Origin of the sequence: Azospirillum baldaniorum, assembly GCF_003119195.2 — a bacterium.
GTDB lineage: Bacteria > Pseudomonadota > Alphaproteobacteria > Azospirillales > Azospirillaceae > Azospirillum > Azospirillum baldaniorum.
Map to the genome: position 1 here is coordinate 1,367,020 of NZ_CP022254.1, position 22,981 is coordinate 1,390,000.

The 22,981-nt window shown below is 68.1% G+C and carries 20 protein-coding genes (1 of these 20 cut by a window edge); 15 read left to right on the forward strand and 5 right to left on the reverse strand.

What is annotated here, in order from left to right:
* Window positions 1–26 precede the first annotated feature (26 nt).
* Window positions 27–1,265, forward strand: coding sequence for an extracellular catalytic domain type 1 short-chain-length polyhydroxyalkanoate depolymerase (locus Sp245p_RS20505; RefSeq protein ID WP_014198122.1), 1,239 nt, complete (start codon window positions 27–29; stop codon window positions 1,263–1,265).
* A gap of 9 nt (window positions 1,266–1,274) precedes the next feature.
* Here Sp245p_RS20505 and Sp245p_RS20510 read toward each other — a convergent pair whose 3' ends face one another.
* Complete coding sequence (locus Sp245p_RS20510; protein ID WP_014198123.1) at window positions 1,275–2,114, reverse strand: isocitrate lyase/PEP mutase family protein; 840 nt, start codon at window positions 2,112–2,114, stop codon at window positions 1,275–1,277.
* 245 nt (window positions 2,115–2,359) lie between these two features.
* Here Sp245p_RS20510 and Sp245p_RS20515 point away from each other — a divergent pair, with 245 nt between their 5' ends.
* The 7 genes from Sp245p_RS20515 (at window position 2,360) to Sp245p_RS20545 (ending at window position 10,927) form a co-directional block, all read left to right on the forward strand.
* The gene (locus Sp245p_RS20515) at window positions 2,360–2,857 is read left to right on the forward strand and encodes a YciE/YciF ferroxidase family protein (RefSeq protein WP_014198124.1); all 498 of its coding nucleotides are present in this window, start codon (window positions 2,360–2,362) and stop codon (window positions 2,855–2,857) included.
* A 119-nt stretch (window positions 2,858–2,976) separates the two neighbouring features.
* Entirely contained in the window at window positions 2,977–3,708 is a 732-nt protein-coding gene (locus tag Sp245p_RS20520; RefSeq protein ID WP_014198125.1) for an SDR family NAD(P)-dependent oxidoreductase, read from the forward strand.
* A gap of 429 nt (window positions 3,709–4,137) precedes the next feature.
* Window positions 4,138–7,284: a carbohydrate-binding domain-containing protein gene (locus Sp245p_RS20525; RefSeq protein ID WP_014198126.1), complete on the forward strand. Its 3,147-nt coding sequence runs from the start codon at window positions 4,138–4,140 to the stop codon at window positions 7,282–7,284.
* A gap of 89 nt (window positions 7,285–7,373) precedes the next feature.
* Complete coding sequence (locus tag Sp245p_RS20530; RefSeq protein ID WP_014198127.1) at window positions 7,374–7,886, forward strand: hypothetical protein; 513 nt, start codon at window positions 7,374–7,376, stop codon at window positions 7,884–7,886.
* Window positions 7,887–7,933: 47 nt separating this feature from the next.
* Window positions 7,934–8,716 (forward strand): phytochelatin synthase family protein, encoded by a 783-nt coding sequence (locus Sp245p_RS20535; RefSeq protein ID WP_014198128.1) that lies wholly within the window; start codon window positions 7,934–7,936, stop codon window positions 8,714–8,716.
* Between the two features lie 232 nt (window positions 8,717–8,948).
* Entirely contained in the window at window positions 8,949–9,260 is a 312-nt protein-coding gene (locus Sp245p_RS35035; protein ID WP_014198129.1) for a DUF485 domain-containing protein, read from the forward strand.
* A complete protein-coding gene (locus tag Sp245p_RS20545) occupies window positions 9,257–10,927 on the forward strand; it encodes a cation acetate symporter (protein WP_014198130.1) in 1,671 nt (556 codons plus the stop codon). Before Sp245p_RS35035 ends, Sp245p_RS20545 begins: the two co-directional genes overlap by 4 nt.
* Window positions 10,928–11,001: 74 nt before the next feature.
* Here the strand turns inward: Sp245p_RS20545 and Sp245p_RS20550 are convergent, their stop codons facing one another.
* Window positions 11,002–12,096 (reverse strand): TRAP transporter substrate-binding protein, encoded by a 1,095-nt coding sequence (locus tag Sp245p_RS20550; RefSeq protein WP_014198132.1) that lies wholly within the window; start codon window positions 12,094–12,096, stop codon window positions 11,002–11,004.
* 189 nt (window positions 12,097–12,285) lie between these two features.
* On the opposite strand from Sp245p_RS20550, the gene Sp245p_RS20555 reads away from it, so the two are divergent.
* On the forward strand, window positions 12,286–12,798 hold the full coding sequence (locus tag Sp245p_RS20555; RefSeq protein WP_014198133.1) for an OsmC family protein: 513 nt from the start codon (window positions 12,286–12,288) through the stop codon (window positions 12,796–12,798).
* A gap of 61 nt (window positions 12,799–12,859) precedes the next feature.
* On the opposite strand, the gene Sp245p_RS20560 is transcribed toward Sp245p_RS20555, so the two are convergent.
* Window positions 12,860–13,492 carry an MBL fold metallo-hydrolase gene (locus tag Sp245p_RS20560; protein WP_014198134.1) on the reverse strand — a complete coding sequence of 211 codons (633 nt, stop codon included), beginning with the start codon at window positions 13,490–13,492 and terminating at the stop codon, window positions 12,860–12,862.
* A 169-nt stretch (window positions 13,493–13,661) separates the two neighbouring features.
* Here Sp245p_RS20560 and Sp245p_RS20565 point away from each other — a divergent pair, with 169 nt between their 5' ends.
* Complete coding sequence (locus Sp245p_RS20565; protein WP_014198135.1) at window positions 13,662–14,114, forward strand: RrF2 family transcriptional regulator; 453 nt, start codon at window positions 13,662–13,664, stop codon at window positions 14,112–14,114.
* Between the two features lie 29 nt (window positions 14,115–14,143).
* Here Sp245p_RS20565 and Sp245p_RS20570 read toward each other — a convergent pair whose 3' ends face one another.
* Entirely contained in the window at window positions 14,144–15,292 is a 1,149-nt protein-coding gene (locus Sp245p_RS20570; protein ID WP_014198136.1) for a hypothetical protein, read from the reverse strand.
* A 308-nt stretch (window positions 15,293–15,600) separates the two neighbouring features.
* On the opposite strand from Sp245p_RS20570, the gene Sp245p_RS20575 reads away from it, so the two are divergent.
* The 5 genes from Sp245p_RS20575 to Sp245p_RS20595 all read left to right on the forward strand — a co-directional run bounded on the left by Sp245p_RS20575 (window position 15,601) and on the right by Sp245p_RS20595 (window position 21,393).
* Entirely contained in the window at window positions 15,601–16,653 is a 1,053-nt protein-coding gene (locus Sp245p_RS20575; protein ID WP_014198139.1) for a sulfate ABC transporter substrate-binding protein, read from the forward strand.
* A 57-nt stretch (window positions 16,654–16,710) separates the two neighbouring features.
* Entirely contained in the window at window positions 16,711–17,544 is an 834-nt protein-coding gene (gene cysT / locus Sp245p_RS20580; RefSeq protein ID WP_207197903.1) for a sulfate ABC transporter permease subunit CysT, read from the forward strand.
* Window positions 17,534–18,394 (forward strand): sulfate ABC transporter permease subunit CysW, encoded by an 861-nt coding sequence (gene cysW / locus Sp245p_RS20585; RefSeq protein WP_014198141.1) that lies wholly within the window; start codon window positions 17,534–17,536, stop codon window positions 18,392–18,394. Before cysT ends, cysW begins: the two co-directional genes overlap by 11 nt.
* Window positions 18,395–18,407: 13 nt before the next feature.
* On the forward strand, window positions 18,408–19,448 hold the full coding sequence (locus Sp245p_RS20590; RefSeq protein ID WP_014198142.1) for a sulfate/molybdate ABC transporter ATP-binding protein: 1,041 nt from the start codon (window positions 18,408–18,410) through the stop codon (window positions 19,446–19,448).
* Between the two features lie 208 nt (window positions 19,449–19,656).
* A complete protein-coding gene (locus Sp245p_RS20595; RefSeq protein ID WP_129557204.1) occupies window positions 19,657–21,393 on the forward strand; it encodes a hypothetical protein in 1,737 nt (578 codons plus the stop codon).
* Between the two features lie 22 nt (window positions 21,394–21,415).
* Here Sp245p_RS20595 and Sp245p_RS20600 read toward each other — a convergent pair whose 3' ends face one another.
* A protein-coding gene (locus Sp245p_RS20600) for a monovalent cation:proton antiporter-2 (CPA2) family protein (protein WP_014198145.1) crosses the window boundary here: on the reverse strand, window positions 21,416–22,981 show its 3' portion. 135 nt of this gene lie beyond the right edge of the window; the window shows 1,566 of its 1,701 coding nt (coding positions 136–1,701); its start codon lies beyond the right edge, outside the window; its stop codon occupies window positions 21,416–21,418.

Sequence of the window (22,981 nt, forward strand, 5' to 3'; positions counted from 1 at the left end):
CCGTCCGAGCACAGAAAGCACCCGACATGACCGACCGCGTCCCTGCCGGAATGGCCGAGGCGTTGCGCCTCACCCGGGCCGGCGACCTCACCGGCGCAACCGCCCTCATTCAACGCCTGCTGCGTGGGACGTCCGGGACACCCGACGCGCCTCCCGGTGCCGGCCCGACCGTCATCGACGTCGAGCCGCTGCGGGTGGACACCCCGCCGGACCTTCCGGACGCACCACCGCGCCGCGCCGCGGCCTTCAAGCCCGCCGGTGCCTTTGCCGGCCGGCTCCATCCCGGACCGCGGGTTGGCCTGGGCGAGACCCTGCGCGGCCTCGCCGCCCGCGCCATGCCGGCGGGACTCGACCTTGGGATGGGCGGCATTGCCCGTCCGGCCGCCGATCCGTTGCCGGACGGCGCCTCCTTCACCGCGGCGTCCTATGGCAACACGGCCGGGACGCGCTCCTACAAGCTTTACGTTCCGGCCAACCGCCGCGGCGGCCAACCGCTTCCACTGGTGGTGATGCTGCACGGCTGCACCCAGTCGCCGGACGACTTCGCCACGGGCACCCGGATGAACCAACTGGCGGAAGAGCATGGCTGTCTGGTCGTCTATCCGGAGCAGCCGTCCTCGGCCAACGCCCAACGGTGCTGGAACTGGTTCAACCCCGCCGACCAGCGGCGTGGCGACGGCGAGCCCTCGCTGATCGCGGGGATCACCAGGCGGGTCATGAGCGACCATGCCGTCGATGCCGACCGCGTCTTCGTCGCCGGGCTCTCGGCCGGCGGTGCGGCGGCGGCCATCCTGGGAGCGGCCTATCCCGATCTCTACGCCGCCATCGGGGTGCATTCCGGCCTTCCCCAGGGCGCCGCTCATGACCTTCCCTCCGCTTTTGCGGCCATGCGTCAGGGTGGTGGAGCGACGGGACGGCCGTTCGCCCGGCCGGTGCCGACCATCGTCTTTCACGGCGACCGCGACAGCACGGTTCATCCGCGCAACGCCGACGACGTGATCGCGCAATCCGGGGCGAGTGCTGCGGGGGCGCCGACGACGGTGGAGCATGGCCGGATGCCCGGCGGGCACGGCTACACCCGTCGCCTCCTCATGGACGCCTCCGGTCATGCGCTGTGCGAGCAGTGGACGATCCAGGGCGCCGGACACGCCTGGGCGGGAGGCAGCCCAGCCGGCTCCTACACCGATCCGCGGGGGCCGGACGCTTCACGGGAGATGCTGCGATTCTTCCTCGAAAACCCGCGACGCCGGTCATCCGCGCCATAGTTCGGTCGTTCAGGGTGTTTGCCGGCCGTGCGTCCGGAAGAACCCGTTGAGCGCATCGAACGGTTCGGCCTCGCCGAGGGCGTCGAAGCGCCCGTGGTCGGCCAGCATCCGGGCCGCCCGCAGGAAGCCGCCCCAGGCGGCACGGTTGAGGCCGCTGCCCAGGCTGATGCGCCGGACGCCCAGGGCGGCGATCTGCTCCACCGACAGGCCGATCGGGGACGAGACCAGCAGGTTGAGCGGCTTCGGGTGGACGGCGTCGACCGCCGCCTTGATGACGTCCGGCGTCCGCAAGCCCGGCGCGTAGAGGACATCGGCTCCCGCCGCGGCGTAGGCCGGCAAGCGACGCAACGCCTCCTCGACGGTCGCCGGGTGATCCACCAGCAGGGACTCGCAACGTGCGGTCAGGAGGACGCCGGTTCCCCGCAACGCCTCCGCCGCCGCGGCCACCCGCTCGACGGCGTGATGGAACTCGTACAGCGGCTTCGCCGGGTCGCCCGTGGCGTCCTCAATGGACAGGCCCGCCACGCCGGTGTCGGCGCACAGGCGCACATTGCGTGCCAGCCCCTCGCAGTCATGGGCGTAGCCGGACTCGAAGTCGGCGTTCACCGCCAGGTCGGTCGCCCGGACCATGTCGGCGATGTGGGACAGCATGTCGCCGCGCGGCACCGCCCAATCGGTGTCGGGAAGCCCCCGCGCGAAGGCGAAGCCCGCCGAGGTGGTGGCCAAGGCGCGGAATCCCAGATGCTTCAGCATCACGGCGCTTCCGACATCCCACGGATTGGGAATGACGAAGCAGCCGGCCTGGTGAAGGTCGGCGAAAGCAGCACGGGCTTGGTCGTGGTCAGCCATCACAGGCTCCCTCCAGGGTGACGGATCAACCTCGGCGGGCTGACGATGGGAGAATACGCTTCCGCTCCGACGTCGTCCAATTGCGGGGCGAGGGTGTCGCCTCGTTTCCCTTTGGCTTCGGCGGCAGCAGAATCCTTGATGGGTGACTCTTTGCGTCGCGAGAACCGCCTTCGACTCCTGTTGCAGGATGGTGGCCGAGCTATTCCAGCCATCGGCGGCACCATCATCCCACGGGGAAGGCGTTCATGTCGGAACAAGCACTGAAGGAACTCTTCATCAAGGAACTGCAGGACACCTACAGCTCGGAAACGCAGATCATCGAAGCCCTGCCGGCAATGGTCGAAGCCGCCTCGTCGCCCCAGCTCAAGCAGGCTTTTGAAACCCATCTGCGCGAGACCGACGGTCAGGTCAGACGCCTGGAGCAGATATTCCAGATCCTCCAGGCCGAACCGGGCGGGAACACATGCGAGGCGACCCAGGGCCTGATCGAGGAGGCCGAGGAGATCATCGGCGAGGGTCTCCCGGCGGAAGTGCTCGATGTCGCTCTCATCATGGCGGCGCAAAAGGTCGAGCATTATGAGATTGCCAGCTACGGCTCGCTGAGGACATTGGCCGAGACCTGCGGCATGACCGACATCGCCCGTCTGCTCGAACAGACCCTCGAAGAGGAAAAGGCAACCGATCAGAAACTCAACCAACTCGCCGAGGGCGACATCAACATGCGTGCCTTCAGGGCGGCGTAGGACGCGGCCGCAGTTTCCGGTGTGGAACTGCGGCCCCCTCCCCGGGCGACACGGGCGAACCGACCGCCAGACCGGTCTCCGGACCGGTCTGTTGTCACTCTCCGCAGGAAGGGTGGGTCATGAGCGGCATTGCAGGCTTCGCCGGCTCGATCCGGGCGGTTGTGATCGGGGCGAGCGGCGGCATTGGCGCCGCCGTGACGCACCGATTGCTCGCCGATCCCGGGGTGACGGACGTGCTGGCCTTGTCCCGCCGCCCGGTCGCGCCGGCGGGCAAGCTGCGCACCGGCTTCCTCGATCTTGCCGATGAGTCCTCCATCATCGATGCGGCGGCTTTGGCCGAAGCGGTCGATCTCGTTTTCATCGCCAGCGGCCTGCTGCACCAGGATGCGGTGCAACCGGAGAAGAGTTGGCGCACGCTGGATCCGATGGCCATGGCGCAACTGTTCCAGGTCAACGCCATCGGCCCGGCGCTGGTCGCCAAGCACTTCCTGCCACGGATGCCGCGGTACGGACGGGCGGTTTTCGCGGCTCTCTCCGCGAAAGTCGGCAGCATTACCGACAACCGGCTTGGCGGTTGGTATGGCTACCGGGCATCCAAGGCGGCGCTCAATCAGATCATTCGCACCACAGCCATCGAACTGGCGCGTTCGCGACCGGACGCGATCTGCGTCACGCTGCATCCGGGCACCGTCGACACCCCCCTATCGCAACCGTTCCAAGCCGCCGTGGCCCGGGACCGGCTGTTCACCCCTGCGGTTGCCGCCGCCCACCTGCTCGGCGTCCTTGGTGGGTTGACGCCGATGGACAGCGGCGGACTGTTCGCATGGGACGGTCGGCGGCTGCCCTACTGAACGATCGCCATGACAGCCACCCCACTATGACCAACCGGCCCACTATGACCAACCGGCTTGCCGACAGGTCCAAGGGTGCTCCGGCGGGCCGGGTTCTCCACAGCTCCTGAACCATGCCCTGGAGTGAACCATGCCAGTTCGGGGGGCGTCTTGCGCTTTCGTCGATGGCAGGGTGAAGCAGATGACAGAGGGCACGAGCGCGGAAGGACTGAGTCCAAGCTCAAGCTGAACCAGAAAACGGCATGTTCTGTTGATACGAAGACTTTCTTTTTAATGCGAACGCATTTTTGCTCGACTGCAAATAGCCTGTTTATGTCACAGGAATCAGCGTCGTTAGTAAAATATTTACCACGATTCTTATTTTTCCGTTAAGCGAACCACCTCAACCTTTGGGCTAAGACATTGGTCTAGAGTTCCATGAGGTCCGAGATGGCTGCCGAAACTACCGAACTGATGGACGTCACCTTCACGGTGAACGCCTGGGGCGCTCCCGCCGGCGGAAAGTGGCCGCATTTCGTGCTGCGGCTGGATGGGGTTGAGATCGGGCAGGCGACCGTCGCGTCGGCGTCGCTGGGCCGCTACACCTTCAACGCCCGCGTTCCGGCCGACAAGGCCCACAAGCTTCAGCTTCAGTACGACAACGACGGCTTCGTGAACGGGGAGGACCGCAACCTCTTCGTCAAATCGTTCGAGGTGAACGGGAAACCGATCCTCAGCATCGACCCGCTGGTGACCTACGACACCGGCGACATCGACGGCAAGAACGTCATCGCCGGGCAGACCGAGATGTACTGGCGCGGCGCGCTGAACGTCGATCTGCCCAAGACGCTGTTCGCCAGCGCGCAGGAGCCGGAGCCCGAGGCGCCGGCCACCATGACGACCGAGATCGTCGTGAAGGCCTGGGGCGCCGCCGCCAACGGCACGCCGCCCCACTTCAAGCTGCTGGTGGACGACAAGGTGGTCGGCGACGCCTGGGTCAGCGCGACCAGCCCGACCGGCTACACCTTCAAGGTCGATGTGGACCCCAACGAGGCCCACAAGATCCAGATCCATTACGACAACGACGCCACCGTCAACGGCCAGGACCGCAACCTGTTCGTCCAGGGCATCACCATCGACGGGCAGGAGATCAAATCGACCTCCCCGATGGCCTCCTACGACAAGGGGCCGGTGGACGGCAAGTTCGTGGTCGCGGGCCAGGAAGGGCTGTTCTGGGGCGGCGCCCTGACCTTCGGCGTGCCGGAGGAGTATTTCGACGGCCCCTACGTCCCGCCGCCGCCCCCGCCGCCGCCGGTCAAGCTGACGCCGACGGACATCGTCGTCAACGCCTGGGGCCAGTCGGCCGGTGGGGTGGCGCCGCACTTCAAGCTGCTGGTCGACGGCAAGGTGATCGGCGAGGGCCGCGCCACCTCCGGCGACCCGCAGCCCTTCCGTTTCACCGTCGATCTGGACGCCAAGGAAGCCCACAGGATCCAGATCCACTACGACAACGATTCCGTGGTCAACGGCCAGGACCGCAACCTGTACGTCAAGTCGGTATCCATCAACGGCCACACGGTCGCGGCGACCGACTCCATCGTCACCTACGACAAGGGCGCGGTGGACGGAAAGGACGTGGTGAAGGGTCAGGAGGGGCTGTTCTGGGGCGGCGCTCTGAACGTGGACGCCCCGGCGTCGCTGTTCCAGCCCGCGGCCGAGCCGCCCCCGCCGCCGCCGACCGGTCCGGCCTTCTACGTCGCGGCCAACGGCAAGGACAGCTGGTCGGGCAAGCTGTCCGCGCCGAACGCCGACGGCACCGACGGTCCCTTCGCCTCGCTGGAGCGCGCCCGCGACGCCATGCGCGACAGCGACGTCGACACGACCTATGTGCGCGAGGGCACCTACCGCCTGACCAAGACGCTGGAGCTGACCGGCGCCGACAACGGCCACAGCTTCCGCAACTATCCCGGCGAGACGCCGGTGCTGAACGGGGCGGAGAAGGTCACGAACTTCGTCAGCGAGGGCAACGGGATCTATTCCGCGAAGCTGTCGCAGGCCACCGACCTCGACCTGACCATCGGCGGCGTGCGCCAGACGCTGGCCAGCAAGGGCATCGTCGACGCCGACAACCCCACCACCACCGGCTGGTACTTCGCCGACGCGGCCAACGGCGGCCCCAGCGGCTGGTCGGTGCGCTACCACACCGGCGACATGTCGTCGGGCGACATCGTCGCCGGCATGAAGATCCAGCTGATGGACGCCGAGCGGCTGTCCGACACGCTGACCGAGATCGCCAGCGTCAACGACGCCACCCGCACCATCACGCTGAAGAACGGCACCTCGCTGCCCTTCGCCGAGGGGACGACCTACAAGCTGCTGAACAACCCGTCCTTCGTCGATCAGGCGGGCGAGTTCGCGTGGCGCGCCTCGGACAAGTCGCTGGTGTTCAAGCCGGAGCATCCCGCCACCCTGGCGCAGGACGGCGTCGAGGTGGCGCGGCTGGGCACGCTGATCCGCCTGACCGGCAGCAGCGACGTGACCATCGAGGGGCTGGGCTTCACCAACACCACCACCTGGGGCTACGCGGTGGAGCTGAAGGGGGCGTCGGGCAACAGCATCGGCAACAACAGCTTCCTCAACGTCGGCACGGCGATCAAGCTGACCGCGGCCTCCTCCAACAACCTGGTGGGCGGCAACACGCTGGAGCATCTGGCGGTCAACGGCATCGAGCTGGACGGCCGCAGCAACGGCAACACCGTCTACGCCAACGACATCTCCCACGTCGGCGAGGTGCGCAAGGGTGTGGCCGGGATCATCGGCACCGGGGTCGACAACAACCTGATCGCCCACAACGACGTGGACTCCAGCGCGCGCTATGGCATCTCGTTGAAGAACTGGGACTCCAGCAACATCAACCGCAACAACGTCATCGAGTACAACCGCGTCACCAACACCAACCTGGAGACGGCGGACGGCGGCGGCATCGAGGTGCTGGGGCGGTCCAGCGTCGACACCGGCACGATCATCCGGGGCAACTGGGTGGAGCATGTCGGCGGGCTGGCGACCAGCAACACCGACCAGTGGCTGACCAATCACAAGGGCTTCGGCATCTATCTGGACGACATGGCCGGCGGCGTCACGGTGACCGGCAACTTCCTGAAGGACACCGGGCTGGCCGGGGTGCACATCCACGGCGGCGACAACAACCTCGTCACCAACAACTTCTCGATCATCGCCAGCAACGTGGAGGAGTTCATCCGCGTCGGCTGGGCGCCCAAGCACGGCGATCCCGGCCTGCCGCGCAACAACACCATCACCGGCAACCTCATCAGCGGGACCCTGCCGCTGGACGACTACATGGAGCTGCTGACCGCCGGGAACCCGGTGATCGACCGCAACCTCGTCTACAACGTGCCGCGCTACGGCGACAACGACGTGACGGGCAAGCCGCTGTTCAACAACCCCTACTGGGGCGACTACTCGCTGCAGCCGAACTCCCCGGCGCTGGCCATGGGCATCCATGACCTGGACTGGGCGATGATCGGCCAGAGCGGCTATACGGCGTCGGACGGAATGCCGCATTTCTGGGACGCCTGATCCCCGGCCCGGACCGGGAGAAAGCGGGATCAAAAGCGGGCGGAGGCTTGTTCTTCCGGGACAGGTCCCCGGGGAAGGAGGCTCCGCCCGTGCTCCCGCGTCCACACGCCTTGCGGCGGTCCGTTGCCGTCCTTCTGCTCGTCGCGGCCGGGGGGCTGGCGGGCTGCGCCGATCCCCGGGCCGACGTCGCGCTGGCCGCCCAGAGCGCGCTGGTCGGCCTGCCCAAGGGAACGTTGCTGTCCTGCGCCGGGGTGCCGCACCGGCAGGCGGCCAGCGGCGCCCTGGAGTTCTTCACCTACCGCGCGGGCTCCATCGACTACTACGCCCCGCCCCCGCCGCCGGTGGGCTACGGATGGGGGTATCCGTGGGGCTATCCCGGCTGGCGCCATCGCGGGCTCGACTACGACCCGTGGGACTACTATCCTCCGCGGGCTGGCGACGTGGTGGACAACCGGTGCGAAGCGACCTTCACCTTGAGGAGCGGGGCCGTCGAGCAGCTGGTCTACCGGGCGTCGTCGTTGGGCGCCTGCGCCGCGGTCGTGCAGAACTGCATGGCGCTCGTGCCGCAGAGCCTTCCGCCAAGGCCCACCCCGTCCGGCTAGAGCCGGCAGAGGCATCGACCGTGACACCATTGAGGAAAACGCCGGTGATGAAGGCACCGTTCCGCTCGGCTCTGTTGGCCCTGTTGACCGTCGCGTGTCTGGCCGGCCCCCCCGCCGCGGCGCAGGACGCGCAGAGCGAGACCAAGCCGAAGTTCGGCCCGGACGCCGTGCCGATGACCGATGACCGCGACTATCTGCGCAGGGGCGGGGCGCCGGACTTCTGGGCGATGATGCCTTATTACACGGCCCAGCAAACGGGCAGCGCCTGTTCGGTCGCCAGCGTGGCGATGATGATCAACGCGCTGCGCGGCCTGCCGCCGCTCTCGTCCAACCGGCTGGTCACCCAGGCGCGGGTGCTGAACGAGGTGGACGACGACGGATGGAAGGCGGGCACGGCGGAGAACGGGGACGGTGTGTCCTTCGCCGATTTCGCCGGGCTGGTCCAGAGGTCGGTGGACGCCTTCGGGCTGGACGCTACGGTGGAGGTCTTCCGGCCCAAGGACACCTCGCCGGAGACGCTGGACGAGCTGCGGCGCATCCTCGATGAGAACGAGCGCGACGACAGCGACATCATCCTGCTGGCCTACGACCAGGGCACGCTGACCGGCGATGCCACGGTGGGCCACATCGCGCCGCTCGGCGCCTACGACGCGGAGACCCACCGGGTGCTGGTCATGGACGTGGACCGGCTGTGGTACGTGCCCTACTGGTCGAGCGACGAGAAGCTGCTGGAGGCGATGGTCAAGCCCGACCGTTCCGACCCCACGGGCAGCGGCTTGATCCATGTCCGGCTGAAGGATGCCCGGCCGAAGGGGCGGACGGCCGGATAACAGCGTTGCCTCATGTTGCGCCGCAGCGCGACCCGTTGTCGCATTCCGCGCATCGAGATCAACCGTTTCTTGGCTAATGATCAACCGTTATCCGGTTAAACGGAAGCGGATCCGAGCGAATCTTTCGTCATTTCGTGTCATAAGAAATTTAATTTCGCTTTTTGCTGTCATGCGCCCAGAGTATTGCTGCGATGCGCAATGCCTGGGCTTCAAGAAAAAAGCGATAAAAACCATGTCCGACGAGATTTACGAGCGGGTGCTGTCCAACCCGAAGTTCGCCGCGATGACGGCGAGCCGCGCGCGCTTCAGCTGGCGGCTGGCGCTGATCGTTCTGGCGGTCTACTACGCCTTCGTGTTCGCCTCGGCGCTGGCGCCCGACCTGATGGCGCGCCCGCTGGCCGAGGGCATGACTTTCCCGGTCGGGCTGGCCGCCGGCATCGTCATCACCGTCTTCTGCTCGCTGATGACCGGCGTCTACGTCCTGCGCGCCAACAGCCGCTACGACGCGATGAACCGCGACCTGCTGAACGAGGTGGGCCGATGAGCGCCGCGCGTCTTCTGGCTGCCGCCTCCGCCGCGCTGCTGCCGGTTCTGGTCGCCGGGCCTGTCCACGCCGCCGCCATCGACGGCGCGGTGGAGCGCCAGCCGGTCAATGTGACGGCCATCGCCATGTTCCTGCTGTTCGTCGCGGGCACGCTGGGCATCACCTACTGGGCGTCCAAGCGCACCCGCTCGGCGTCGGACTTCTACACCGCGGGCGGCGGCATCAGCGGCTTTCAGAACGGGCTGGCCATCGCGGGTGACTACATGTCGGCGGCGGCCTTCCTCGGCCTGTCGGGCATGGTCTTCGCCAAGGGCTTCGACGGGGTGATCTACACCATCGGCTTCCTGGTCGGCTGGCCGCTGATGCTGTTCCTGATCGCCGAGCGGCTGCGCAACCTGGGCCGCTTCACCTTCGCCGACGTGGCCTCCTACCGGCTGGGCCAGACGCCGATCCGCTCGCTGGCCGCGGTCGGGTCGCTGACCGTGGTCTGCTTCTACCTGATCGCGCAGATGGTCGGGGCGGGCAAGCTGATCCAGCTCCTGTTCGGGCTGGACTACACCTACGCCGTGGTGATGGTCGGCGTGCTGATGATCCTGTACGTGACCTTCGGCGGCATGCTCGCCACGACCTGGGTGCAGATCATCAAGGCGGTGATGCTGCTCGGCGGCTGCACCGTGCTGGTCGGGCTGGCGCTGGCGCAGTTCGGCTTCAACCCGGAGCGGCTGCTCCAGCAGGCCGTCGCCGCCCACGCCGCGAACGCCGCCATCCTGCGCCCCAGCGCCGCCATGGCCGATCCCATCGCCGCGGTGTCGCTCAGCCTCGCGCTGATGTGCGGACCGGCGGGGCTGCCGCACATCCTGATGCGCTTCTTCACCGTTCCCGACGCGAAGGAGGCGCGCAAGTCGGTCGTCTACGCCACCGGCTTCATCGGCTACTTCTTCATCCTGACGGTGACCATCGGCTTCCTCGCCATCGTGATCGTCGGCACCAACCCGGCCTATCTGGACGCGGCGGGCAAGATCCTGGGCGGCGGCAACATGGCGGCCATCCACCTGTCCAAGGCCATCGGCGGCAACCTCTTCCTGGGCTTCATCTCGGCGGTCGCCTTCGCCACCATCCTGGCGGTGGTCGCCGGCCTGACCCTGGCCGGCGCGTCGGCGGTCAGCCACGACCTCTACGCCCGCGTCCTCAAGAAGGGCAACGCCACCGAGGCGTCGGAGATGCGGGTGTCGCGCCTCGCCACGCTGGCGCTGGGCGTCATCGCCATCACGCTGGGCCTGCTGTTCGAGAACCAGAACATCGCCTTCATGGTCGGGCTGGCCTTCGGTCTGGCGGCCTCGGTCAACTTCCCGGTGCTGATCCTGTCGATCTTCTGGAAGGGGCTGACCACGCGCGGCGCCTTCATCGGCGGTTTCGCCGGTCTGGTGAGCTGCGTCGCCTTCGTGGTGCTGGGGCCGACCGTGTGGGTCAGCGTCTTCAAGTTCCCGGCGCCGATCTTCCCCTACGAGCATCCGGCGCTGTTCTCGATGGTCATCGCCTTCGCGACGACCTGGCTCTTCTCGGTCACCGACCGCAGCGCGCGGGCGGCGGCGGAGGCGAAGGCCTACGAGTACCAGTACATCCGCTCGGAAACCGGCCTGGGCGCGGCCAGCGCGGCCTCGCACTGACCTTGTGAAGAAAACGGCCCCTCTCCTTCGCCAGGAAGGGGAGGGGCCGTGTCTCTTTCAGGGCCTTGCTTTCCTCAGCGGCGCTGCGCCGACTGGGAGTAGACGTAGGAGTCGAAGCTGTTCTCGGCGACGCGGAACCACAGCCGCTCCTCGTCGCGGAAGGGCTTCCACGCCTCGTAGACCTTCTTGAAGCGCGGGTTCTTCGCCGACAGCTCGTCGTACAGCTCGTTGGCGATTTTCTCGCAGGCCATCATGACGTCGCGCGGGAAGGCGCGGAGCTGGGCTCCGCCGGCCACCAGACGCTTCAGCGCCGCGGCGTTGACGGCGTCGTACTTGGCGATCATCCAGGTGTTGGCCTCCCAGCAGGCCTGCTCCAGGATCGTCTTGTAGGACTCCGGAAGCTGCTCCCACGCGGTGATGTTGATCATCAGCGGGATCTGGGCGGAGCCTTCCCACCAGCCTGGCGAGTAGTAGTATTTGGCGACCTTGTGGAAGCCCAGCTTCTCGTCGTCGTAGGGGCCGACGAACTCCGCCGCGTCGATGGTGCCGCGCTCCAGCGCCGGGTAGATGTCGCCGCCGCCGATCTGCTGCGGGACGAGGCCCAGCTTGCCCATGATCTGCCCGGCCAGCCCGCCGACCCGCATCTTGAGGCCGCTGAGGTCCTCCACCGTCTTGATTTCCTTGCGGAACCAGCCGCCCATCTGGGCCGTCGTGTTGCCGGCGGGGATGTTGTAGATATTGTGCTCCCGGAACAGCTCGCGCATCAGCTCCAACCCGCCGCCGTGCATCATCCAGGAGATGTGCTGGCGCGTGTTCAGGCCGAAGGGCATGGCCGTGTCGAAGCAGAAGGTCGGGTCCTTGCCGATGTAGAAGTAGGCCGCGGACTGGCCGCACTCGATCGTGCCGTTCTGCACCGCGTCCAGCACCTGGAGCGCCGGCACGATCTCGCCCGCCGCGAAGGTGCGGATCTGGAACTTGTTGTCGGTGGCGGCGGCGACCCGGCGCGCGATCAGCTCCGCCCCGCCGAAGATGGTGTCGAGGCTCTTGGGGTAGCTCGACGCCATGCGCCACTTGATCTCGGGCTGGCTCTGCGCGATGGCTGGTGCGGCGACGACGGTGCTGGCGGCCAGACCGACACCGGCGCTGGCGAGGAAGGAACGACGTTTCATGGCGGGGGAATCTCCCTTCCCATTCATTATGTTTATGCCGCCGGTCTTAGCGGAAAACATCGGGGCGGGCCAGTGGTGTCGGCTGCGGAGCTGGGCTTCGCTTTGGGCATTGCCGGGATGGTGTTTGCGGTCCATCATCCGCCGGTCGCACAATAAAGAACCCGAACCGCGAAGAGGAAACGCACGGGCATGGATGCACAGGATCTGCGCGCGCTCCAGGCGCCGCTGAAGGACAAGTACAAGGACGCCCCGGAGACGGCGGTGGTCACGCTGAAGGCGCGGGGGGCGCTGGACGATTCCGGCATCGCCTGCAAGGTCGAGACGGGCCGCGCGCTGGTGGAGGCCGGTCTGCATCCGGCGACCGGCGGGCCGGGCACGCAGGCTTGCTCCGGCGACATGCTGCTGGAGGCGCTGGTGGCCTGCGCGGGCGTGACGCTGAAGGCGGTCGCCACGGCGCTGGAGTTCAAGCTGCGCGGCGGCACCGTGTCGGCGGAAGGCGACCTGGATTTCCGCGGCACGCTGGGCGTGGCCAAGGACGCGCCGGTCGGCTTCCGCGCCATCCGCCTGCGCTTCGACCTGGACACCGACGAGCCGGCGGAGCGCATCGCCACCCTGACCAAGCTGACCGAGCGTTATTGCGTCGTCTACCAGACGCTGGCCAACCCACCGCCGATGGCGCTGTCCATCGAGACGGGGGCCTGATGGAAGAATGGCCGGTCCGGCAGGGCCGGATCGGCCATTCCCAGCCGGCCATTCCCTGCCGTCAATCGTTGAGGAAGGGGTTGTAGAGGCGCTCTTCCCCGATGGTCGAGGTCGGGCCGTGGCCGGGGATGAAGGTCACGTCGTCGCCCAGCGGGAACAGCTTGCTGCGGATCGACTCGATCAGGTCGCCGTGGTTGCCCTTGGGGAAGTCGGTGCGGCCGATGGAGCCCTGGAACAGCACGTCGCCGACGATGGCGATCTTGCTCGGCTTGTGAACGAAGACCACATGGCCCGGCGTGTGGCCCGGGCAGTGGTGAACGTCCAGCGTCAGGTTGCCGACCGTCACCGTGTCGCCCTCCTCCAGCCAGCGGTCCGGCGTGAAGGAGCGGACCGGCGGGAAGCCGAACATCTGGCTCTGCATCGGCATGCCGTCGATCCAGAACTGGTCCTCGCGGTGCGGCCCCTCGATGGGCAGTTTCAGCTCGTCGGCGAGGTCGGCGACGGCGCCGGCGTGGTCGATGTGGCCGTGGGTGACCAGGATCTTCTCCAGCGTCACGCCCTTCGACTGGGCGGCGCGCAGGACGCGCGGCAGATCGCCGCCGGGATCGACGGCGGCGCCCTTCATCGTCTCCGGGCACCAGAGCACCGTGCAGTTCTGCTGGAACGGAGTGACGGGAACGATGATGGTCTGCATGCCGCGTCCTTCGCCGGTCAATGATCAATGGTCAGGGATCGATTCGTGTTCGACCTTACGCGCCACCGTTTTCCAGGGCAAGAACCGGTACCAATTCCTGGGCAACACGGCTATATGGAGTGCACTTTATCTTTATCCCATTCCGCCGCGGGGGGCGGTGCCGGACCGAATGCTGTCGCAAAAAGCCAAATACGCCCTGCGTGCGCTGATCATGCTGGCCGAACGGACGGACGACGAACTCGTCCTGATCGCCGAAATCGCCGAGCGGGAGAACATTCCGCGCAAGTTCCTGGAAGCCATTCTGGTGGAACTGCGCAAGCACGGCCTGCTGTTCGCCAAGCGCGGCAAGAGCGGCGGCTACCGTCTGGCGCGCCCGGCGGAGGAGATTTCCTTCGGCGAGGTGATCCGGCTGATCGACGGGCATCTGGCGCCGATCCCCTGCGCCAGCAAGAATTCCTTCCGTCCCTGCGAGGACTGCATCGACCCGCCGACCTGTTCGGTGCGCTGGCTGATGGTCCAGGTGCGCGACGCCACCGCGCAGGTGCTCGACAACCAGACCCTGTCCGACGCCCTGCGCCACCGTCAGGCGACCGGCGGCCTGCCCGTCAATTTCGACATCTGATGGGCGACATCTGACCGGCTTCCGCCCCGTCAGGGCACCAGATCGACGGCGATGAACACGCGGTCCAGCGCGCGGTTCGTCGCCTCGCGCAGGATTCCGGCCTCCAGAAGCTCGTCGACCAGCAACTGGGCGCCGCGGAAGGTGCTGCCCAGCCGCTTCTGCACCCGCCGCACGGTCAGGGCGGGTTCCTCGAACAGGAGATCGAGCAGGTCCGGGATGCGGGAATTGCGGCGCTTGGCCCCCACCCGCTGCTGCCAGCCCTCCGCCTTGCGGTCCAGCGACAGGGCGCGCTCCCGCTCCCGCCGCGCCGTCTCCGCCACCGTGTCGGCCAGCCACAGCCGCCATCCCTCCTCCCGCCCGCGGGCGGCGAGGCCGGCGGTCGTGCGGTCGGCGTGCAGCGAGACGGACATCGGCAGCCAGACGTTCGGCACCCGGCAGCAGCGCGCTACCGCCAGCGCCGCCATCAGCCGGGCCGAGGGCACCGCCCAGCCGGGAATGCGCAGGTCGGGCGCCGGGCGCAGCAGTTCGGCCAGCATCCCCACGCCGCCGAGCAGCGCCGGCGAATCGCCGGCCTGGTCCAGCCGCTTGAGCAGAATAGCGGCTTCCGCCTCGCGGTCCGCGGAGAAGGCCAGCCGCCCGGGATCGCGGCCCGACACCTCCGCCTGGAGGCAGCGCCACAGCGCCTCCGACCAACCCAGAGTCCAGGCCGGGGGCGCGTCGTCCGTGACGGGAGCGGCGTCGCCATCCTCATCGTCGGGCGGGAAGGAAAAGCGATCGTCCGGCCCGGCCTCCAGTTCCGCCACCGCGCGCCAGGCGTCGGCCGCGGCACCGCTGGACGGCGGCAGCGCACGGTTGTTTCCCCTATGGCGGGCCGGGGCGGCGATGGCGCCTTGGGTGAACAGGGCGCCCTGCCACAGCGCGCGGACCGATTGCGCCGCTCCCCGACCGGCGGTGGGGACGAGGTCGGTGCCGATGGTCGCCACCAGGAACTCCGCCGTGTCCACCGCCACACCGTCGAGCCGGGCCGCCGCGCAGGACTCGCGTCGCGCCGCGTCGGCCCACAGCCGGCGGCGGCGTGCCGGGTCGTGGACCACCTCCGCCAGCCGGCCGAGCGCGCGTTCGGCCTCCAGAAGGGCGGTCAGAAGTGCGGGGGAGGGGGGCTGGACTGTTTCGGACATGGCCGCTCGGGACAGAAGGCGGAGAGGGCGCGCATGATAGCGATCCGCCGCATCGCATCCAGCGCGATCCGTGAGAAAACGATTTTACAGTCCAACGTGAAATTAACGCGGCATGGCATGGGAAATGACAAAAAACAGCCTTGCGGCATCCGAGGAATCATGCAAACTCTAGGAGGCAAATGGATATTGCATATACATTATAAAGAGTGTGGATACGGCGCGAGCGCCGGGTTTGTGAACAGCGGTGCGGCGCGTGGCCTCCTGGGCCGGTGCCGTCCCCCAAATGAACCATACTGAGGGAGTGTGCCATGTCGTTTCGTGATCGGCTCTCCGCGCTCCGCGCGAACCGGCTCTCTGTAGGCCGGCTGTCCGCTCTGGCTGCGGGCGTCGCCCTCGCCATGCTGACCATCGCCCCAGCCAAGGCGCAGACCACGCTGCTGAACGTCTCCTACGACCCCACCCGTGAGTTCTATGTGGAGTTCAACAAGGCGTTCGCCAAGAAATGGCAGGCGGAAAACGGCCAGACGGTGACCGTCAAGCAGTCGCACGGCGGTTCGGGCAAGCAGGCGCGCTCGGTCATTGATGGGCTGGACGCCGACGTGGTGACGCTGGCGCTGGCCTATGACATCGACGCCATCGCCGACTCCGGCGCCCTGCCGAAGACGTGGCAGACGCGTCTGCCGAACAACAGCTCCCCCTACACCTCGACCATCGTCTTCCTGGTCCGCAAGGGCAACCCGAAGCAGATCAAGGATTGGGACGACCTGCTGAAGCCGGGCGTTCAGGTCATCACCCCGAACCCGAAGACCTCGGGCGGGGCGCGCTGGAACTATCTGGCGGCCTGGGCTTACTCGCTGGAGAAGAACGGCAACGACGAGGCCAAGGCCAAGCAGTTCGTCGCCGACCTGTTCAAGAATGTCCCGGTGCTGGACAGCGGCGCCCGCGGCTCCACCGTCACCTTCACCCAGCGGCAGCTCGGCGACGTTCTGCTGGCCTGGGAGAACGAGGCCTTCCTGTCGCTTCAGGAATTCGGCGCCGACAAGTTCGACATCGTCGTGCCGTCGCTGTCGATCCTGGCGGAGCCGCCGGTCACGGTCGTCGACTCGGTGGTCGACCGCAAGGGAACGCGCAAGGCGGCGGAAGCCTACCTGAACTTCCTCTACACGCCCGAGGCCCAGGAGATCGCGGCGAAGAACTTCTACCGCCCGCGCCTGCCGGAGGTCGCTGCGCGGTATGCGGATCGCTTCCCGAATGTTAAGCTTGTGACCATCGACGGTTCCTTCGGGGGCTGGCGCACGGCGCAGGAGAAGCATTTCGCGGATGGCGGCGTCTTCGACCAGATTTACCAGAAGGGCCGCTGACCCGTGGTCGCGGCAACCACCAGCGACGCCGTGCTTCCCAATACGGGGGGCACGGTGTTGAGCGTTCTTCGAAAACCCAGCGTCCTGCCCGGCTTCGGGCTGACCCTGGGATTCACGCTGACCTATCTGTCCCTGATCGTCCTGCTGCCGCTGGCCGCGCTGGCGCTGAAGGCGGCTGGGCTGGGCTGGTCCGGCTTCTGGGACGCGGTGCTGACGCCGCGCGTCCTGGCCGCCTTCAAGGTCAGTTTCGGGCTGTCGCTGGCCGCCGCTGCGGTCAACGCCGTCTTCGGCTTCATCGTCGCCTGGGTGCTGGTGCGCTACCGCTTCCCCGGCGACCGGATCGTCGACGCGCTGGTGGATCTGCCCTTCGCCCTGCCCACCGCGGTCGCCGGCATCGCGCTCAGCGCGCTGTACGCACCCAACGGCTGGATCGGCTCCCTGCTGATGGAGTGGTTCGGGCTGAGGGTGGCCTTCACGCCGCTGGGCATCGCCATCGCCTTGACCTTCATCGGCCTGCCCTTCGTGGTGCGCACCGTGCAGCCGATCCTCCAGGACCTGCCGCCGGAGGAGGAGGAGGCCGCCGCGGCCCTGGGGGCCACGCGCTGGCAGGCCTTCCGGCGGGTGGTGTTCCCGGCGCTCCTGCCGGCCCTGCTGACCGGCTTCGCCCTGTCCTTCGCCCGCGGGGTGGGGGAGTACGGCTCGGTGATCTTCATCGCCGGCAACATCCCCGGCCTGTCGGAAATCCTTCCGCTGCTGATCGTCATCAAGCTGGAGCAGTACGACTATGCCGGCGCTGCCGCGGTCGGCGTGCTGATGCTGATGGCGTCCTTCGTGCTGCTGCTGGCCTTGAACCTGCTGCAAGCCTGGATGAGGTCGCGCCATGCTCGTTAAGAAAGCCGTCGGGTTCACCCCGGCGCTGGCCGACAGCCGCTGGTTGAAGGGGCTTCTGATCGCCACGGCGCTGGCCTTCCTGATGCTGTTCCTGGTGCTGCCGCTGGTCGCGGTCTTCGTCGAGGCGCTGCGCCGCGGCACGGACGCCTACTGGGCGGCCCTGATGGAGCCGGACGCGGTGGCGGCGATCAAGCTGACGCTGATCGTCGCGGTCATCGCCGTGCCGATGAACCTCCTCTTCGGGGTGGCGGCGTCCTGGTGCATCGCCAAGTTCGACTTCCGTGGCAAGGACGTGCTGATCACCTTGATCGACCTGCCGTTTTCGGTGTCGCCGGTGATCTCCGGCCTGATCTACGTGCTGCTGTTCGGGCTGCACGGGCTGATGGGGCCGTTCCTGAAGTCGCAGGGCATCCAGATCATCTTCGCCGTGCCGGGGCTGGTGCTCGCCACCGTCTTCGTCACCTTCCCCTTCGTCGCCCGCGAGCTGATCCCGCTGATGCAGGAGCAGGGCAACGAGGAGGAGGAGGCGGCTCTGGTGCTGGGCGCGTCCGGCTGGCAGACCTTCTGGCGCGTCACCCTGCCCAACATCAAATGGGGCCTGCTGTACGGCGTCCTGCTGTGCAACGCCCGCGCGATGGGCGAGTTCGGCGCGGTGTCGGTGGTGTCCGGCCACATCCGGGGCGAGACCAACACGATGCCCCTGCATGTCGAGATCCTCTACAACGAATACAACTTGGTCGCTGCCTTCGCGGTGGCCTCGGTGCTGGCCATGCTCGCCCTCGTCACGCTGGTCGTGAAGTCGGTGCTGGAATGGCGCTTCGGGGCTGAGCTGGCGGCCACCCGGCATTGAGGCGACGCACGTCATGGCGATCCAGGTTTCGGGCATCACCAAGCAATTCGGCAGTTTCCGCGCGCTCGACGCGGTGGACCTCGAGGTCCGTTCCGGCGAGCTTCTGGCCCTGCTCGGCCCGTCGGGCTCGGGCAAGACGACCCTGCTGCGCATCATGGCGGGGCTGGAGTTCGCCGATTCCGGCAGCCTCCTGCTCAACGGGGAGGAGGCGCTGAGCCTCACCCCGCGGGAGCGGCAGGTCGGCTTCGTCTTCCAGCATTACGCGCTGTTCCGCCACATGACCGTCTTCGAGAATGTGGCCTTCGGGATGAAGGTGCGGCCACGCGGCCAGCGCCCGGCCTCGACCGAGATCAAGCGGCGCGTCATGGAACTGCTGGAACTGGTCCAGCTCGCCCATTTCGCCGACCGCTATCCGGCGCAGCTCTCCGGCGGGCAGCGGCAGCGCGTGGCGCTGGCCCGCGCGCTCGCCATCGAGCCGAAGGTGCTGCTGCTCGACGAGCCGTTCGGCGCGCTCGACGCCAAGGTGCGCAAGGAGCTGCGGCGCTGGCTGCGCAAGCTGCACGAGGACATCCACATCACCTCCGTCTTCGTCACCCACGACCAGGAGGAGGCGCTGGAACTGGCCGACCGCGTCGTGGTGATGAGCCAGGGCCGGATCGAGCAGGTGGGCAGCCCCGCGGAGGTCTACGACCGCCCGGCCTCGGCCTTCGTCTACGAGTTCCTCGGGCAGGTGAACCGCTTCGACTGCGTGGTGGCGGACGGGGTGGCGCGGACGGCCAACGGGGCGCTGTCCATCCCCGCCGACGGCACGGTCCGCGGCCCGGCCATCGCCTATGTGCGCCCGCACGATCTGGGCCTGAGCCCTAGCGCCGGCGGGCCGGGCCGGGTGTCGGGAATCCATGTGGTGGGGCCGGACGCGCGGATCGAGATCGACCTCGCCGGCCTGCCGCTGGAAGCCGAGATGGACCGCGAGCGCCTGTCCGCCCTGGGCCTGCGCCTTGGCGACCAGTGCGCCGTCCACATCGACCGCGCCCGCGTTTTCCCGCAGCCCTGACGGCCTGCGGATGGTGCCCGGCCTACCCGCGAAAAGGGGCGGGTCGGGCGTTCCGCCTCATGCGAACGGGATTCTTGCGGACCATGGAGTCTGCCCCGTCCGGGCCACGGACTAAGTCCAACGCCGACTCGTAACGCCATTGCCTTCTGGCGATGCGGACGGCGGATGTGTTGAGCCTTCCGCATTGCACCAAATGCAGGAGGCACCGGTGGACCATTCAGGACTGTCGCAGGCCCCCGGCCCCGGCCCCGGCGCCGCTGCCCTGCGGACGGACGCCGGGGCCGGAGCCTGGTCGCCGCCGTTGGCGCTCGTGCTGCCGGTGATCCTGGCGCTGCTTCTCCTGCCGCTCATCCTGGTGGAGATGCCACCGCTGCTCGACTACCCGAACCATCTGGCGCGGGTGGACGTGCTGCTGCACTACCGGTCCGATCCCTTCCTGGCCGACCATTACACCGCCTCCCTGACGCCGGTCCCGAACCTGCTGATGGAGGCGGTGATGCTGCCGCTCGCCAGCGTGCTGCCGCTGTACGTCGCCGGGCGCGTTTACATGGCGCTGGCCGGGCTGCTGACCCTGTTCGGGGCCATGCTGCTGAACCGCACGCTGTTCGGGCGGTGGAGCCTGTGGCCGCTGTGCGGTGCGCTGTTCATCTACAACGCCACGCTGATCGGCGGCTTCATGAGCTTCTCGCTCGGCCTCGGCTTCCTGCTGGTCGGGCTGTCGCTGTGGATCGCGCTGGCGGGGCGGCGCTGGCAGGTGCCGGTGGGGATGGGCTGTGCCCTCTTCCTCTATTTCGCCCACGCCATCGTGCTCGGCTCCTTCCTGCTCTGCCTGTTCGCGGTGGAGGCGGTGAAGTATGTGGGGAAGGGGCGCAAGCCGCTGACACTCGCCAATTTCGGGCGCGATGCCCTGCGCTTCGCCGCCCTGCTGGCCCTTCCCGCGGCGCTGTTCGCCGGCACGGTGGGGACGCATCTCCTGCAGTCCGACGCGGCGGCGGTGGGCGCTCGCGACAGCACGCCGGTCCTGCTGCTGAAGGAGGTCTACTGGCGGCTGAAGAAGCTGACCGAGCTGAAGCAGTGGCGCTACCGGCTACATGACATGCTTGCCCCGGTCCTGAACTACAACACGCTGCTGGACGTGGCGACCCTGCTGCTGATCCTGGGCGGCATGGTGGCGGCGCGTCTGGCGGGCTGGCTGCGCGCCGCGCCGGCGATGATGCTGGCGGTGGGGTTGTTCGTTTTGGCCTTCTTCGTCGTGCCCGACCCCTTCTTCGGCACCTATTTCGTGTCGATCCGCTTCTGGATCCTCGCGGCCTTCCTGCTGGTGGCCGGCACCGACATCCGCTTTCCCAGCGCCCGCGCCGCGGCGGCCTTCGCCGCCGGGCTGCTCGCCCTGCTGACGGTGCGGACCGGCGTGCTGACGCTCAACTGGCTGGCCTACGAGGACGACGTGGCCGATCTGCGCCGCGCCATGGAGCGGATCGAGCCCGGACGCTCGGTCCTGATCGCCTGGGCGGGGCAGGAGGCCGGCTGCTGCAACACGCGGGAGTTCCTGCTCACCCAGCCGCCCTGGCGGCACGCGCTGGTCGCCTTGCCCAGCCTGATCCATCTGCCGTCGCTGATCACCGTGGAGCGGCGCGCCTTCGTCCCGACCCTGTTCAGCCATCCCGGCAAGCAGCCGCTGACCGTGACCCAGCCCTACCGCGACCGCTGCATGGCGATCTACGAGGGGGTTCCGGTGGATGTGCGCCTGCTCTCCCGCCCCGGGGAGGCGACCCTGCGCGACCATGTGGAGCCCTGCCCGCATTACATCGGCTGGCGGGACAAGTATGATTACGTGCTGGTGATGTTCTCCAACGTCTTCCACGCGGCCGGGCTCCAGCCGCCGCCGGGCGCGCAGGAGGTCTACCGCGGCACCGTCTTTGACCTGTGGCGGGTCGAGCGCTGAGGCGATTGCCCAGTCGTTCCGGTCAGTCGTTCTGGCCGGCCGGCTCGCTGAGCGCGTCGTAGCCGCGGTCGCGGACGCTCTTCAGGCTCAGGTCGATGGTCTCGGCGTCCACCCCGGCGTTGCGCAGCACGAGGCTGGCGAGCTGCAGGCTGGCCTCCAGCGTCTCCGGCACCACGGCGCTTGCCCCGGCCCTCTTCAGCCGCGCGCCGCGGTCGAGATCGTGGGCGCGGGCGGCGATGGCCAGGCGCGGGGCGGCGCGGCGGATGGCCTCCACGGCGCGCTCCGCCATGTCCGGGCGGTTGACGGTGATGACGGCGGCCCGCGCCCGCTCGATCCCGGCGGCGCGCAGCACGCCGATCTGGCTGGAATCGCCGTAATAGACCGGCAGCCCCTCGGCCCGCGCCGCCGCCACCCGCTGCGGGTCGAGGTCCAGCGCGACGTAAGGGATGTCGTGGGTGCGCAGCAGCCGCGCCACGGCGCGCCCGACCCGGCCGTAGCCGGCGATCAGCACATGGCCGGTGATGTCGCTGGTCTCCACGCCGAAGGCCTCGGCGCCGTAGCGGGCCTCGACCCTCTGGGCCAGCCGCTGGGCGATGGCGCCGACCAGCGGCGTGACCGCCATGCTGAGCGCCACGCAGGAGGACAGCAGAAGCCCCGTCTCGCCCTCCAGCACCGCCAGCCGCGTCGCCTTGCCGATCAGCACGAAGGCGAACTCGCCGCCCTGCGACAGCAGCAGCCCGATGCGCAGCGAGGTCGCCAGCCCAAGCCCCGACAGGCGGCAGAGCAGGAACAGCAGGATGCTCTTGCCGACCAGAAGCGCCGCGGTCACCATCAGGATGTCGTCGGCGCGCTGGAGCATGGCCGGCAGGTCCAGCGTCATCCCCACGGTCATGAAGAACAGGCCGAGCAGCAGGCCGCGGAACGGCTCGATGTCGGCCTCCACCTGATGGCGGTAGGCGGTGTCGGCCATCAGCATGCCGGCCAGGAAGGCGCCCAGCGCCATCGACATGCCGGCCGCCCCCGTCAGCCAGGCGACCGCCAGGACGACCAGCAGGTTGGTCGCCGTGAAGACCTCCGGGCTCTTGGCCGAGGCCACGAAGTGATAGACCGGGCGCACCACGAAGCGGCCCAGCAGCATGATGGCGCCGATCGCCGCGACGGCCTTGACCCCGGCCAGGGCGAGCGCCCAGGGAATGCTGGTGTCGCCACCGGCCAGCAGCGGCAGCAGGGTCAGCAGCGGCACGACAGCCAGATCCTGGAAGATCAGCACGGCGACCGACACGCGCCCGAACCGCGCCACCGTCTCCCCGCGCTCGACCAGCAGCTTCAGCACCGTGGCGGTGGAGGAGAAGGCCAGCATGCCGCCGATCACCAGCGCGGCGGCCACGTCCTCGCCCAGCGCGTAGGCGACGGCGGCGATGGCGGCGCTGGTCAGGACGACCTGCATCAGCCCAAGCCCGAAGATGTAGCGCCGCATCGCCCGCAGGCGCGACAGAGGCAGTTCCAGCCCGATGGCGAAGAGGAGGAAGACCACCCCGAATTCGGACAGAACCTGCGGAAGCTCCATGTCCACCACCGGTCCCGGCGT

Bases quoted from the DNA above. Each gene is read 5' to 3' on its own strand.
- Sp245p_RS20505 (WP_014198122.1), top strand. From the start codon at position 27: ATGACCGACCGCGTCCCTGCCGGAATGGCCGAGGCGTTGCGCCTCACC.
- Sp245p_RS20555 (WP_014198133.1), top strand. From the start codon at position 12,286: ATGGATGCACAGGATCTGCGCGCGCTCCAGGCGCCGCTGAAGGACAAG.
- Sp245p_RS35035 (WP_014198129.1), top strand. From the start codon at position 8,949: ATGTCCGACGAGATTTACGAGCGGGTGCTGTCCAACCCGAAGTTCGCC.
- Sp245p_RS20575 (WP_014198139.1), top strand. From the start codon at position 15,601: ATGTCGTTTCGTGATCGGCTCTCCGCGCTCCGCGCGAACCGGCTCTCT.
- Sp245p_RS20565 (WP_014198135.1), top strand. From the start codon at position 13,662: ATGCTGTCGCAAAAAGCCAAATACGCCCTGCGTGCGCTGATCATGCTG.
- cysW (WP_014198141.1), top strand. From the start codon at position 17,534: ATGCTCGTTAAGAAAGCCGTCGGGTTCACCCCGGCGCTGGCCGACAGC.
- Sp245p_RS20535 (WP_014198128.1), top strand. From the start codon at position 7,934: ATGAAGGCACCGTTCCGCTCGGCTCTGTTGGCCCTGTTGACCGTCGCG.
- Sp245p_RS20510 (WP_014198123.1), bottom strand. From the start codon at position 2,114: ATGGCTGACCACGACCAAGCCCGTGCTGCTTTCGCCGACCTTCACCAG.
- Sp245p_RS20525 (WP_014198126.1), top strand. From the start codon at position 4,138: ATGGCTGCCGAAACTACCGAACTGATGGACGTCACCTTCACGGTGAAC.
- Sp245p_RS20550 (WP_014198132.1), bottom strand. From the start codon at position 12,096: ATGAAACGTCGTTCCTTCCTCGCCAGCGCCGGTGTCGGTCTGGCCGCC.
- Sp245p_RS20570 (WP_014198136.1), bottom strand. From the start codon at position 15,292: ATGTCCGAAACAGTCCAGCCCCCCTCCCCCGCACTTCTGACCGCCCTT.
- Sp245p_RS20520 (WP_014198125.1), top strand. From the start codon at position 2,977: ATGAGCGGCATTGCAGGCTTCGCCGGCTCGATCCGGGCGGTTGTGATC.
- Sp245p_RS20560 (WP_014198134.1), bottom strand. From the start codon at position 13,492: ATGCAGACCATCATCGTTCCCGTCACTCCGTTCCAGCAGAACTGCACG.
- Sp245p_RS20515 (WP_014198124.1), top strand. From the start codon at position 2,360: ATGTCGGAACAAGCACTGAAGGAACTCTTCATCAAGGAACTGCAGGAC.
- Sp245p_RS20590 (WP_014198142.1), top strand. From the start codon at position 18,408: ATGGCGATCCAGGTTTCGGGCATCACCAAGCAATTCGGCAGTTTCCGC.
- Sp245p_RS20545 (WP_014198130.1), top strand. From the start codon at position 9,257: ATGAGCGCCGCGCGTCTTCTGGCTGCCGCCTCCGCCGCGCTGCTGCCG.